The organism is Acinetobacter lwoffii, assembly GCF_019343495.1.
In the GTDB taxonomy this organism is placed as follows: domain Bacteria; phylum Pseudomonadota; class Gammaproteobacteria; order Pseudomonadales; family Moraxellaceae; genus Acinetobacter; species Acinetobacter lwoffii_P.
Map to the genome: position 1 here is coordinate 414,262 of NZ_CP072549.1, position 13,321 is coordinate 427,582.

Sequence of the window (13,321 nt, forward strand, 5' to 3'; positions counted from 1 at the left end):
CACTTTAAAAACTCAGCCTGTATTAGAATTAATTGCAAATGAATACACAACGCGAACAATTGATACAATCTTGGATTGCCTCTGTACTCGGTTCAGATCAATTTGAAACTCATTTTTTAGCAGGTGATGCCAGCTTCCGTCGTTATGCACGAATCAAACTGAATAATAAAACATTTATGCTGATGGATGCACCACCAGAAAAAGAAGATTGTGTGCCTTTTGTGACGATAGATGAGTTTTTTGATGCACATGGCGTGCGTGTTCCGCATATCGTGGCAAAAGACCTGGAAAATGGCTTTTTACTGCTCGAAGACTTTGGTGATGTGCTGCTGTCGAATCTGCTGAATGACGAGACTGTAGATGCCTATTATGAGCAAAGCTTTAAGCAGCTTATTCAACTACAATCGATTGCTGGAGAAGGGCATTTCCCGGCATATTCTTATGAAAAACTGATCTCGGAAATGGAATTGCTGACTGACTGGATGTTACCAGCGTTAAAGGTTCAACTGACTGAATCAGAAAGCGCCTTGATCAAACGCACTTTTGCGATTTTGGCGAATGCCGCATTGGCACAGCCACAGGTGATCGTGCATCGGGATTTCCATAGTCGTAACTTGATGAAAATCGACAATGAAACCGAACTCGGTGTGATTGATTTTCAGGATGCTGTGATTGGTGCGGATACTTATGACTTGATCTCGATTACCCGTGATGCCTATGTACAGTGGAATGCCGATCGTGTGTATCGCTGGTTCAAAAACTTTTATGACTTGTTGCCAGCATCTGCTAAAGAAGAGCGTGACTTTGAACAGTTTAAAAAAGACGCCGACATGATGGCGATTCAGCGTCATATCAAGATTTTAGGTATTTTTGTGCGTCTGTTTGAACGTGATGGCAAGTCAGGTTATCTCAAGGACTTACCACGTGTGATGTGGTATCTGCTTGAAGAATCTAAGGCTTATGCAGAACTAGAGCCATTCATGCAGTTTATGCGTGACAGAGTGATGCCTGCATTTGAAGCTAAATATGGCTCATATGAGGTGGCTGCCTGAATGAAAGCGATGATTTTGGCCGCAGGACTCGGTAATCGTATGCGGCCGCTAACGCTGCATACGCCAAAGCCTTTGCTGGAAGTTGGGGGCAAGCCCTTAATTGTCTGGCATATAGAGAAACTGGCTGCGATCGGTGTCACTGAAATTGTCATCAATACGGCTTGGCTCGGTGAAAAACTCGCAGAAGCTTTGGGCGATGGTTCACGATTTGGCATTAACATCCTTTGGTCACATGAGGGTGAAGGTCTGGAAACCGCTGGTGGAATCATTAATGCCTTGCCGCTACTCGGTGATGAACCTTTTATTCTGTTAAATGGTGATGTCTGGACCACGATGGATTTTGCTCCTTTACTGGATATTGATCTAAAGGGTAATTTGACGCATCTTGTACTTGTGCAGAACCCTGAACAACATCCAGAGGGTGATTTTACGCTTGCAGACGGGAAGGCTTATACCTTTGATCAGCAAATCGAAGGTGAAAACCTGACGTTTAGCGGTATATCCGTACTTGATCCGAAGATGTTCCAAGGCTTAGACATTGGCAAGCGTCCTTTAGCCCCATTGCTAAAAGCGGCAATGCAGAATCAGCAGGTTGGCGCTTCTAAACTGGCAGGCATTTGGGTTGATGTGGGAACCCCGGAGCGTTTAGCGGCACTGGATTCAATGATCCGTGAAGGGAAGTTTGCTTAAGTGAATATTCGCTAAGCAGTGCCTACTGTGCCAATATAGAGAAAACGGTATACTTCCACCTAACTTTTTCGAGCGTAGATTGTTTATGCACATGTTTTTTCAAGAACTAAAGCAGGGTAGCCAGGCTTTGGGTTTAGAGCTATCTGATGAGGCTTTAAATTTATTACTCAAGTATCAGGATGCTTTGGTGCTGTGGAACAAAGCATACAATTTGACTGCAATCCGTGATCCTAAGGAAATGCTAGTCAAGCATCTGCTCGACAGTTTAAGTATTTTAAAGGACTTGCCAGCGGGTCGATTACTGGATATCGGTACTGGTGGTGGTATGCCGGGCATGATCATTGCTTTATGTCAGCCTGAGCGTGAATGTGTATTACTGGATTCTAACGGTAAAAAAATTCGTTTCCTCAAACAGTTTATTGCTGACTTAAAACTTAAAAATGTTATTGCCGTGCAAACGCGTGTAGAAAACGAAGACAGCATCAATGAGCTGGGTCAATTTGATGTGATTACCAGTCGTGCCTTTGCATCATTAACAGACTTTGTCGATGCTTCTAAGCCATATATGCACGAACAAACGATTATTGCCTCAATGAAAGGCTTAATTCCTGAAGATGAAGTTGCTACTTTAAAAAATGAATTTAGTTGTGAGATTATTGAACTTAAAGTTCCGCGCTTAGACGAACAGCGTCATTTACTTCTATTAAAACGTATTTAAGATTTTTAAAGGGATTGGGGGCAACATGGCACAAATTATTGCGATTGCAAACCAAAAAGGTGGTGTTGGTAAAACCACAACCGCAGTAAATTTGGCGGCATCTTTAGCTGTGTTAAAAAAACGTGTTTTGCTGGTTGATATGGATTCGCAAGGCAATGCGACCATGGGGTCTGGCATTCAGAAGAATGACTTGCTCTATTCGGTCACGGATGTATTGCTGGGTGAAGTGCCGATTGAAACGGCGATCTCTAAGGCGGAAGTCGGCTACAAGGTTCTTGGGGCAAACCGTGATCTGGCTGGGGTTGAGTTGGCGATTGCAGAGCAGGAAGGGCGCGAGTTCATTTTGCGGGATGCATTGCAGGAAATTGAAGCTTCATTCGACTATATCATTGTTGATTGTGCACCGAGTCTTAGCCTGATTACTGTCAATGCTTTGGCAGCCGTGGATGGTGTGCTGATTCCAATGCAGTGTGAATATTATGCACTGGAAGGTCTGGCGGATTTAACCCAAACCATCGATCGGATTCAGCAAGCCTTGAATCCGGACCTGCAAATTGTCGGTGTATTACGCACCATGTACGATGCACGCAATGCCTTGACTCGTGATGTCTCTGAAGAATTAGAACAATATTTTGGTAAAAAACTGTATGAAACCGTGATTCCACGGAATATCCGTCTGGCTGAAGCACCAGCACACGGTTTGCCGGTGATTTATTTTGAAAAAAGCTCAAAGGGTGCAGTTGCTTACTTAAATCTGGCAGCTGAAGTATTAAAGAAAAGCAAAGTGAAAAAAGGAAGTAAAGCATGACCGTCAAGAAACGTGGACTCGCCAAAGGTCGTGGCTTGGATGCCTTGCTGGGATCAATTCAAAAAGAAAAATTACAACTCGAAGCCCAAGGTCTTGATCATGGTCAGTTGAAACAGATTGATGTGAATTTGCTCAAGCGTGGTGAATATCAGCCACGCCGTTATATTAACGAGCAGGATTTGCAGGAACTGGCGGCATCGATTGAAAAGCATGGCATCATGCAGCCAATCGTGATCCGTCCGGTTGACGATGAACGCTATCCATACGAGATTATTGCGGGTGAACGTCGATGGCGTGCTGCACAGCTGGCGGGTTTGACCGAGGTTCCTGCGATTGTACGGGATCTGAATGATCAGGTTGCCATTGCACTGGCATTGATTGAAAACATCCAGCGTCAGGATCTGAATCCGATTGATCAGGCGATGGCTCTGCAACGTTTCCATGAAGAATTTGGCTTAAGCCATCAGGAAATTGCAGATACCGTGGGTAAAGCGCGTACGACAGTGAGTAACCTACTTCGCCTGCTTAGCCTGGCAGAAGAAGTGAAAGACTTTATGCAGCAGGGTTTGCTGGATATGGGGCATGCACGTGCGATCTTAACCTTAAAAGCTAAAGATCAGCTCAAAGTTGCAGATATCGTAATTGAAAAAAGTCTGTCTGTTCGTCAAACCGAGCAGTTAGTCCGTGATTTCAATACACCTAAACAAGAAAAAGTAAAAGAAGCTGTAGCACCGGATATTCAGCAATTGACTCAGCGCCTTTCAGAGCGTTTCAGTGCAGATGTTAAAATTGACTATAACAAGCAAGGTAAAGGGAAACTGGTTATTAGCTATCACTCTTTAGAAGAGCTGGATGGCATTCTTTCTATTTTAGAAGATGAATAATTTATATATTTTTTTTATTGGGGAATAAATTAGATGTGGGAATTGGTTAAAGCAGGTGGCTGGCTTATGCTGCCCCTGGTCTTGTGTTCTATCTTTATGCTGGCGATTTCGATCGAGCGTCTGATTCGCCTGAAAAAGAATGCAGTACTTCCGTTGACACTGTTGATGGGGCCTTCGCAAAATACAGCACAAGTCATGCAAAAAATGAATCAAAGTGCGGCCTTAAAGCAAAGCACTTTGGGTCGGGTATTTACTGCAGGCTATGCCAGCAAGCAGCAAGGTGAGCAGTATGCTCGCGCACAGATGGAAGTGGTGGCATCACAGGAAATTGGTTATCTGGAAAAAAACATTAATTTTCTGGGAACTTTGAGTGCAGTTGCGCCTTTACTCGGTTTATTGGGAACTGTACTTGGGATTATTGAATCTTTCCTGATGATCGATGTAGGTACCGGGAGTGATCCGGTATTGATGATGCCGGGTATTTCCAAGGCTTTAATTACCACGGCAGCCGGTATGTTGATTGCAATTCCTGCACTGTTTGCGCACCGTTATTTTCAGCGTCTGGTTCAGGAATATGTGGCTGAACTTGAACAGCAAGCGACTTTGTTTCATGCGGATCTTTTTTATCGTAATCATGCAGACATAGATCAAGACATGCAAAAAGCCAGCTAGGAGGCGGATGATGAAATTCAAACGCAACCAGGTGGAAGATGTACATATTAATCTGACACCGATGATTGATTGTCTGCTGTTTATTCTGGTCTTTTTACTTTTGTCGACGACATTTAGCCAAATGAGCCGAATGAATCTGACCTTGCCGGATGCGCAAGGTGTACCGCCTAAAAGCTATGATCAGAAAGTTGAAGTGATTGTGGATGCCAATGGTCATTACGCAGTCAATGGTCAATCCTTGGCCAGTAAGGAAGTCGCGGATTTAAATACTGCAATTAAACAGATTTCTAATGAACGCCGTGATGTAATGTTTGTCATTGCAGCTGACGCAAAAGCCAGCCATCAGGACGTGATTCGTGTCATGGATGTGGCCGGGCAGCTCGGCTTTGTAAATATTAATATCAGTACCAAAGTACCCACCCGAGGTTATTAGTGAAGCACGATTTTAAGGTCTATCTTCGCCTTTTAAGTTATTTAAAACCGTTTTGGGGCATTGCATTGCTTGTCCTGCTGGGTTTTTCTATTAATGCCGCTACGGAAGTCTCTGTCGCTAAATTACTGGAATATATTATTGAGGCGATTCAAAATAAAGACCAGAGTTTCACATCACTTTTCCCGTTTTTAGTGGTCATACTCATGTTCTTCCGGGGCCTGGGTTTGTTCATGGGTGGATATTTTACTGCGGTAATTTCCCGGAATCTGGTATTCAATATCCGTCAGGAAGTTTTTGCAAAATTGCTGCGTTTACCTTCCCAGTATTATCTGGACAATACCAGCGGGCATATTACTGCCAAAATCATGTATAACGTTGAACAGCTAACCGCTGCTTCAACTGAAGCCCTAAGAACCTTGTTGCAACAAGGTTTGATCACCCTGGCATTATTAGGCTACCTGTTGTATACCAACTGGCGTCTGACCATGTGTATCCTGATTTTTGCACCCGTCATAGGTTTTATTATCAGTAAAGCTGCAAGACGGATGCGTAAATTATCGCAACAAGTACAAGACACCATGGGTGATGTGAACCATGTAGTGCAGGAAACGGTGAATGCCAACCTGATCGTCAAGGGTTTTGGCGGGCAAAGTTCTGAGCAGGAACGCTTTAAACAGAACTCGCTTGAAAACTTGCGTCGTGGCTTGAAAATGGTCGCTGTGCAACAGTTGAATAGTCCTGTCGTTCAGTTGATCATGTCGATTTCACTGAGTATTGTGATGTTTATTGCCTTGCGTCCGCAAATTCTGGGTGATACCTCTGCGGGTGAATTTGTCGCTTATATTACTGCGGCGGGTATGCTGGCAAGACCGATCAAAGCCTTGACGGATATCAATGAAAAAATTCAACGTGGTATGGCTGCGGCTCATTCGGTATTTGAATTGCTGGATATGCCTGAAGAAAAAAATACCGGGACTTTAACGGATAGCCTGAAAGGCGATATCGAGTTTAAAGATGTCAACTTGATTTATGATGATGGCCATCATGCTATTCATGACTTTAATTTGCAGGTCAAGGCCGGTGAAACAGTAGCGCTGGTAGGACGTTCTGGTGCAGGAAAAAGTTCTCTGGTGAATCTGCTGGTGCGTTATCAGGATGCAACTTCTGGGCAGATCTTGCTGGATCAGAAACCGATTGAAGATTTTGAAATTACCGCCTTGCGAACCCAGATTGCTATGGTGAACCAGCAAGTAGTACTGTTTAATCGTACCGTGCGGGAAAATATTGCTTATGGTCAGCTCGAAGGTGCTTCCGATGAAGATATTATCGCGGCAGCAAAGGCAGCCTATGCGCATGATTTTATTATGGCACTACCGCAAGGTTATAATACTCAGCTGGGTGCTCAGGGTTTAAACCTGTCTGGTGGCCAGCGTCAGCGCATCGCCATCGCGCGAGCAATTTTGAAAAATGCCTCTATTCTGATTCTGGATGAAGCGACCAGTGCGCTGGATAACGAGTCGGAATACTTTATTCAGCGTGCCTTTGATAAAGCCATGCAGGACCGTACCACCATCGTAATTGCACATCGTCTATCGACGATTGAAAACGCGGATCGTATTGTTGTCATGGATCAGGGCCGTATTGTTGAGCAGGGCAGTCATGCCGAACTGATTGCGCTACATGGTGCTTATTATCAGTTGCATCAGCGTAACTTTGAGGAACAGTAACTTATGGCACTGGCACAAATCATTCAGGATGCTTGGAATGCACAGGCAAAGTGGCTGGTGGTGCTGCGTCCTTTGTCATGGTTGTATCGCCTGGGTTTTGTCAGCAATCACTGGCTTTATCAAAAAGGCATCAAAAAAAGTTATAGTGCACCAATTCCCGTTATGGTAATTGGTAACATCACAGTCGGTGGTAGCGGTAAAACACCTTTGTTGATTCATCTGGTGGATTATTTAACCGAGAAAAATGTTCGAGTAGGCGTGATCAGTCGAGGCTATGGCGGCCAAGGTCCATTTCCTGCCTATGTCGACTTTAATACCTTGCCGGAGATTGTCGGAGATGAGCCTGCCTTGATTGTACAGGCAACAGGCGTGCCGATGGCAGTTGGTCCCAACCGGCAGAAAAGTATCGAGTTATTGCTGCACAAACATGAACTAGATCTGATTATCTGTGATGATGGCCTGCAGCATTGGGCCTTGAATCGCCAGATTGAGTGGATTGTGCTGGATAATAATCGCGGTCTGGGTACTCAGAAACTGCTTCCAGAAGGTTATCTACGTGAACCAGTGACCCGTTTGAAAACGGGAACCGTAATTGAGCATTCGGCTAACCCAAGCTCTGAACTGCATATGCATCTGGCTGCATCACAGCCTTATTTGCTTAATCAGGACAACACTAAAATCTTTAACCCTCAAGCGGCTTTTTATGCGGTAGTCGGCATTGGCTTTCCACAGCGGTTTTATCAGACCTTGCAAAATTTAGGCATAGAACAATTTCAGTGTCATGAGTTTCCAGACCATCATGACTATGACATTGAAGATTTACAGTTCGATGATAACAATCCGATTATTACCACTGAAAAAGACGCAATAAAAATTATGGCGCTACTTAAACAATATCCAGATTTTAAACAGGATATCTGGGTGGTGCCAGTCGATGCAGTCCTATCGCCAGCCTGCTATACAGTCTTGCAGCAACAGTTACAACAATACGGTATTCAAATTTCTTAAGGCTCATTCATTATGAAACACATTGTTATTCCTGCACGTTTCGCCAGTTCACGTTTACCGGGTAAACCTTTGCTGGAAATTCATGGTCGTCCCATGATTCTGCGGGTAGTGGACCAAGCCAAAAAAGTGCAAGGTTTTGACGATCTGTGTGTGGCAACTGATGATGAGCGTATTGCAGCCGTTTGCCGTGCTGAAGGCATTGATGTGGTGATTACCTCAGCGGATCATCCTTCAGGCACAGACCGCTTGAGTGAAGTGGCTCGAACTAAAGGCTGGGCCAGTGATGACATCATTGTCAATGTACAGGGGGATGAACCTTTACTGCCGGCGCAACTGGTAAAACAGGTTGCTCAACTCTTGGAAGATCAGCCTGAATCTTCCATGTCGACGCTATGTGAGCCGATCCATCAACTGGATGAATTCAAACGCGACAGCATTGTAAAAGTCGTAATGTCAAAACACCAGCAGGCATTGTATTTTAGCCGTGCTACCATTCCTTATGACCGTGATGGCGCGAAACTGGCTGAACTGAAGCTGCATGATCAGGCCTATCGTCATTTAGGTCTATATGCCTATAGGGTCAAACTGTTGCAAGAATATGTGACCTGGGAAATGGGTGTGCTGGAGAAACTGGAATCTCTAGAACAGTTACGGGTACTGGAAAATGGACACCGTATTGCCATTGCGGTGGCTGAAGCCAATTTGCCGCCAGGGGTAGATACCCAGGAAGATCTGGATCGCCTAAATCAGATGGAGCTTTCCCATTTTGCCTAAGAAGAGTCAAATACATGCCTTTTGATGTCAATGCACATATCTATCCATGGCAGCAACAGGTTTGGGAAACCCTGACCGGACGCTTTCCCAAGCTTGGGCATGGTTTATTGTTTTATGGAAAAAAAGGCTGTGGCAAAGAAGCGTTTACCCAACAGTTTCTGGCTTGGGTGTTATGCCTGAATCGTCAGCCTGCCGGGCCATGTGGTGAATGCAGTAGCTGCCAATGGTTAAAGGCAGATACCCATCCCAACTATGTGCATATCAGTACCGATGAAGACAATAAAAAACAGAATGCTAAAATCAAGATCGAGAAGATTCGTGATCTTCTGCCTTTTGTGCAACAGACTGTAGATGGCTGGCGTGTAATTGTGATTGAGCCGGCAGAAGCCTTAAATATTGCCTCTGCTAACGCCTTGCTTAAAACACTGGAAGAACCCGGTGATAATACGGTGATTATTTTACTGGCGAATCATTATTTAAAATTGCCCGCGACCATCCGCAGTCGTTTGCAGCATTTTGCTTTGGATCGAATTTCCGCAGAACAATTTAGCGATTATGTCCAGAAGCAGTTACCAGATGCAGGCGCTAGCCAGCAACAGTTATTGATGAACCTGTCTAATCAGATGCCGTTACAGGCATTAGAGGTTGCACAAAGTGCCTGGCTGCCACTGCGTCAGGAATTCCTGCAAGACTGGCAAAAACTGGTCATTCAAAAAAATATGCCACTGGCAATTGCGACCAAATGGAATAAAAGCCTGAGTTTTGGTGAATTTGCTCAAATGTTTGAATACTTGTTGTCCGATTTAATTTGTGTCAAGCTAAATCAGACGGTGAAAAACATTGATCTTGAGTTGAATGTGCTTGCCGAACAATATTCATTAGAAGCACTTTTTAAAATTTATGAAGATTTTCAGCGCGCCAAGCAATATCTCGAGCAGAATGTCCAAAGCAATCTGGTCATCGATGAACTGTTTATCAAGCTGATGAATCTTTAATTAAGGGGAAATCACATGCAACCACGTATGGGCGGTATTATTCAGGCTACTATTCCTGACATTGAAACACTGTTTGCCAGCTATATGCCTTATGTTGTGGGTGGTGGGCTTTTTATTCCTTCCAAGCAGCCGGTCAAACTGGGCGAAGAGGTTTTTGTATTGACGACTTTGCCTGACCAGACCCAGAAAATTCCTTTAACCGGTAAAGTCATCTGGGTCTCGCAAAAGCAGAATGGCATCAAGCCACAAGGCTTTGGCATCCAGTTAAGCGGTGAAAAAGGCGTTTATTTTAAAAATGAAGCAGATCGTCTGGTTGCAGGTCTTAAATCTGAAGGACGTAAAAGTTACACTATGTAGTTAATTTACCCTTGGTAGGAACGCATCGTGTTTGTAGATACTCATTGTCATTTAACCCTGCTTGATTTGACACCATATCATGGTGATCTGGACCAAGCATTGGCTCAGGCTCGTGAAGCCGGTGTTTCCAAATTCATGAGTATCTCGGTCGATCTGGATGATCATATCGAGCTGGCCAAAATTGCCGCGTGTCATGCAGATGTCGGATATACCGTTGGCGTACATCCTTGCGAAGATGCTGCAACCATGGCGCGTGCCACGACTGAATATCTGGTCGAACTGGCGCAACCGGAGAAAGTCTGGGCACTCGGTGAAACAGGTCTGGACTATTATCACAGTACCGATTTTATTGCAGAGCAAAAAGCCTGTTTCGCCCGGCATATCCATGCGTCACAAATCACCAAAAAACCTGTAGTCGTTCATACCCGTTCCGCCAAGCATGATACCGTCGATATTATTCGCGCGGAAAAATCTACGCATGGCATCCTGCACTGTTTTACCGAGGACTGGGAAACCGCTAAAGCAGTACTGGATTGCGGCTATTATGTTTCATTTTCCGGAATTGTTTCATTTAAAAATGCGCAGGATCTGCGTGATGTCGCCAAACAGGTTCCGCTGGATCGTGTGCTGATTGAAACCGATAGTCCTTATCTTGCGCCAATGCCGTATCGTGGCAAATCTAATGAGCCTAAATACGTTCCTTATGTAGCCAAAGCGCTTTGCGATGTATATGATAAGTCGCTAGAAGAAATGGCTTTTATCACAAAGCAGAACTTTGAAAATCTTCTGAATTTAAAGTAAATAAAGTTATATAAAGTACAAAGAGAGTTTATAGGGTGAAGATGGATCGTCAGGCTCAGTTTCGAGCAAGAGAAACCTTGATTTTTCAAGTTGCAGAACAGCTCCTGTTGGAAAATGGTGAAGCAGGAATGACGCTAGATGCGCTGGCTGCCGAGCTTGATCTGGCCAAAGGGACACTTTATAAACATTTTCAGAGTAAAGATGAGCTGTACATGCTGCTGATTATCCGTAATGAGCGCATGTTGCTGGAAATGATTCAGGATAGCGATAAAGCCTTTCCTGAACATCTGGCCTTCTTTATGCTGCATCATTTACATCATCCGGAACGAACCGTGCTGTTTCATCAGATTGAAGAACGCCTGTCGACGACTGGGGTTGGAATCCAGCACCTTTTTAGCGAACTTTATCAGGTGCGCAAACAGCGTTTACGCCTGATTATCCGTATGACAGAAACTTATCTGGCTTCTATTAATAGCCGCATGTCAGTACGCGATTATCTGGCTTCGATCTGGTCGTTGACCCATGGTGCAGCTGCAATTCTTAATTCCAGTTTCTATCAGCGTTATTTGGGTTCGCGCGATACATTGCGTGTAGCCTATATCGATCAGGCACTGGCTTTGCCTAAGCAGGTACATTCAGCCGAGCAGTTTGCCTAAGGTTGTCCTATGATCAGATCACCTCACAGTGCAGTTCGTGGCTTTACCTTAATCGAATTGATGGTGGTGATTGTGATTATGGGAATTATGGCTTCACTAGTGCTGCTGAATACCAGTGGTGTCGATCAGCGCAAAGCGATGCAGGCACGGGAAATTTTATTGGTGGACTTGCAACGGGTGCTACGCGAGGCTAATGACCAATCCAGAATACTCGCGCTTGACGTTCAATCAGCGACAGATGTCACGCCATTTCGCTATGGAATTATAGAATATCGTTCGGCAGCGCAGACTGAACCGAACCTGCAAAATGAGAAATGGCAAAATTATGCAGATTTTAAATTGCGTAGTTTGCCTGATCATATTTCCTTTCAAATTCAGGCACTGGAACAGCAGCGTTATGCCAGGGCACAAAATCGTGACCTGACTCAGGCAAATTCACCTCAATTAATCTGGCTCGGCAATGGTGAAGTCAAACCGGTGCGGATTCAGTTCTTTTTAGAAGACCGTGAAGTGGGTGCTGCGATTGAGATTGATCATCTGGGTAAAATCAATGAAATCTAGATATTTCAAGCAGAGCGCTGGGTCTGGTGTAATCAAGTTGTTTAAGGCGAGTGTTCATGGATTTGATCATGTGTGCTGCAAGCATAGGACTTCGTCTTGCGCTGCTATCGGACTTTCTTGCGCGACAATGTCGCTCAGGTCGAGTGTTACTCGACTTAATCGTGCCTCAGGTTTTACCTTATTGGAAGTTATGGTCGCCTTGGCAATTTTTGCGACCGCAGCCATAACCCTGACCAAAGTCGCGATGCAATATACCCAATCCACCTCAAATGCCATTCTACGTACCAAAGCACAGTTTGTTGCCTTAAATGAAGTGGCACAAATGGAAATCAATCAGGAATGGATGGAAGGCACGGCTTCCAAACAGCTGACCCAGCAAGGTGAAACCTGGCAGATTGACAAGCGTAGTGAGCCGACGGTCAGTCCGAATGTCCAGCGAATCGAATTACAGATTAGTCTGGTTAATCAGGACAGTGGTCAGGTTGAATCTGGCATCAGCAGTCTGATGTTCTTTAATCATCGTATGAACAATACTCCATGAAGCCTAAAGGATTTACCCTGGTTGAATTAATGGTCGCAATTGCGATCTTTGCGGTGCTGTCTGCTTTGGGCTGGAAAGTTTTTGATTATATTGTCAAAACCAAAGATCAGAATGTGATTCATGAACAGCGTTTAGGTCAGTTACAGCAAACCTATCAGCAGATTCTGCGAGATACCGTACAGGCAGTACCCTTAACGGCCAATATCAATGGCGATATTCAGCCGGCTCTAGTGCTACAGAACGGACGCTTTAATTTCAGTAAAACTGGAGTGACTGACCCTTTGGAAGAGGGGATTTCCCCAGATGAGCGCATTGAATATCAGTATCGAGCTGATGAGCAGAAACTTTATCGCTTGAAATACCGGAACCTGAATCAGACAGGTCAAGATCAGCCCGAATCCAGTGTTTTATTGTCGGAAGTGGAACAATTCCAGATCGTCGTACTCAATCCGAATGAGCTCACGCAATGGCCAGATGCTTCTGCTGATCTGAATCAGTTGGAGCATAAACAGCGTTTGCCTAAAGGGATTAAAATCAATTTAACCGTGAATGGTGTAAGTTATGAATGGATGTTCAGTTTATTGAATACGGACTTTTTGCTTGATACTCAGAACACCGGTCAACCCAGCTCAGAATAATAAGAA

Annotated in this window: 17 protein-coding genes; all 17 read left to right on the forward strand. The window is 44.5% G+C overall.

Annotation, left to right across the window (positions count from 1 at the left end):
- The first annotated feature begins 38 nt into the window (after positions 1 to 38).
- The 17 genes from J7649_RS01960 (at position 39) to gspJ (ending at position 13,315) form a co-directional block, all read left to right on the forward strand.
- The gene (locus J7649_RS01960; protein ID WP_004731490.1) at positions 39 to 1,052 is read left to right on the forward strand and encodes an aminoglycoside phosphotransferase family protein; all 1,014 of its coding nucleotides are present in this window, start codon (positions 39 to 41) and stop codon (positions 1,050 to 1,052) included.
- The gene (gene murU, locus J7649_RS01965) at positions 1,053 to 1,742 is read left to right on the forward strand and encodes an N-acetylmuramate alpha-1-phosphate uridylyltransferase MurU (protein ID WP_219309097.1); all 690 of its coding nucleotides are present in this window, start codon (positions 1,053 to 1,055) and stop codon (positions 1,740 to 1,742) included.
- A gap of 85 nt (positions 1,743 to 1,827) precedes the next feature.
- Entirely contained in the window at positions 1,828 to 2,460 is a 633-nt protein-coding gene (rsmG, locus tag J7649_RS01970) for a 16S rRNA (guanine(527)-N(7))-methyltransferase RsmG (RefSeq protein WP_004645477.1), read from the forward strand.
- A gap of 25 nt (positions 2,461 to 2,485) precedes the next feature.
- A complete protein-coding gene (locus tag J7649_RS01975; protein ID WP_005106558.1) occupies positions 2,486 to 3,268 on the forward strand; it encodes a ParA family protein in 783 nt (260 codons plus the stop codon).
- Complete coding sequence (locus tag J7649_RS01980; protein ID WP_004731487.1) at positions 3,265 to 4,152, forward strand: ParB/RepB/Spo0J family partition protein; 888 nt, start codon at positions 3,265 to 3,267, stop codon at positions 4,150 to 4,152. Before J7649_RS01975 ends, J7649_RS01980 begins: the two co-directional genes overlap by 4 nt.
- 33 nt (positions 4,153 to 4,185) lie before the next feature.
- Positions 4,186 to 4,824 carry a MotA/TolQ/ExbB proton channel family protein gene (locus J7649_RS01985; protein ID WP_004645474.1) on the forward strand — a complete coding sequence of 213 codons (639 nt, stop codon included), beginning with the start codon at positions 4,186 to 4,188 and terminating at the stop codon, positions 4,822 to 4,824.
- Between the two features lie 10 nt (positions 4,825 to 4,834).
- Positions 4,835 to 5,257: an ExbD/TolR family protein gene (locus J7649_RS01990; RefSeq protein WP_044109548.1), complete on the forward strand. Its 423-nt coding sequence runs from the start codon at positions 4,835 to 4,837 to the stop codon at positions 5,255 to 5,257.
- Positions 5,257 to 6,984: a lipid A export permease/ATP-binding protein MsbA gene (gene msbA, locus J7649_RS01995; RefSeq protein WP_219309098.1), complete on the forward strand. Its 1,728-nt coding sequence runs from the start codon at positions 5,257 to 5,259 to the stop codon at positions 6,982 to 6,984. The genes J7649_RS01990 and msbA overlap by 1 nt, the downstream gene beginning before the upstream one ends.
- Before the next feature lie 3 nt (positions 6,985 to 6,987).
- Positions 6,988 to 7,992: a tetraacyldisaccharide 4'-kinase gene (gene lpxK / locus J7649_RS02000; RefSeq protein WP_219309099.1), complete on the forward strand. Its 1,005-nt coding sequence runs from the start codon at positions 6,988 to 6,990 to the stop codon at positions 7,990 to 7,992.
- Between the two features lie 12 nt (positions 7,993 to 8,004).
- Entirely contained in the window at positions 8,005 to 8,766 is a 762-nt protein-coding gene (gene kdsB, locus J7649_RS02005; RefSeq protein ID WP_219309101.1) for a 3-deoxy-manno-octulosonate cytidylyltransferase, read from the forward strand.
- Positions 8,767 to 8,780: 14 nt separating this feature from the next.
- A complete protein-coding gene (locus J7649_RS02010; protein ID WP_219309103.1) occupies positions 8,781 to 9,761 on the forward strand; it encodes a DNA polymerase III subunit delta' C-terminal domain-containing protein in 981 nt (326 codons plus the stop codon).
- 15 nt (positions 9,762 to 9,776) lie between these two features.
- Positions 9,777 to 10,118, forward strand: a complete 342-nt coding sequence (locus tag J7649_RS02015) for a PilZ domain-containing protein (RefSeq protein WP_004645468.1) — start codon at positions 9,777 to 9,779, stop codon at positions 10,116 to 10,118.
- Between the two features lie 27 nt (positions 10,119 to 10,145).
- Entirely contained in the window at positions 10,146 to 10,919 is a 774-nt protein-coding gene (locus J7649_RS02020) for a TatD family hydrolase (RefSeq protein ID WP_005252239.1), read from the forward strand.
- Between the two features lie 41 nt (positions 10,920 to 10,960).
- Complete coding sequence (locus J7649_RS02025) at positions 10,961 to 11,575, forward strand: TetR/AcrR family transcriptional regulator (RefSeq protein WP_005252237.1); 615 nt, start codon at positions 10,961 to 10,963, stop codon at positions 11,573 to 11,575.
- Positions 11,576 to 11,584: 9 nt separating this feature from the next.
- Positions 11,585 to 12,136 (forward strand): type II secretion system protein, encoded by a 552-nt coding sequence (locus J7649_RS02030; RefSeq protein WP_005106567.1) that lies wholly within the window; start codon positions 11,585 to 11,587, stop codon positions 12,134 to 12,136.
- Positions 12,126 to 12,677: a type II secretion system minor pseudopilin GspI gene (gene gspI, locus J7649_RS02035; protein ID WP_404976566.1), complete on the forward strand. Its 552-nt coding sequence runs from the start codon at positions 12,126 to 12,128 to the stop codon at positions 12,675 to 12,677. The genes J7649_RS02030 and gspI overlap by 11 nt, the downstream gene beginning before the upstream one ends.
- Positions 12,674 to 13,315 carry a type II secretion system minor pseudopilin GspJ gene (gspJ, locus tag J7649_RS02040; protein ID WP_219309107.1) on the forward strand — a complete coding sequence of 214 codons (642 nt, stop codon included), beginning with the start codon at positions 12,674 to 12,676 and terminating at the stop codon, positions 13,313 to 13,315. Before gspI ends, gspJ begins: the two co-directional genes overlap by 4 nt.
- Positions 13,316 to 13,321 lie beyond the last annotated feature (6 nt).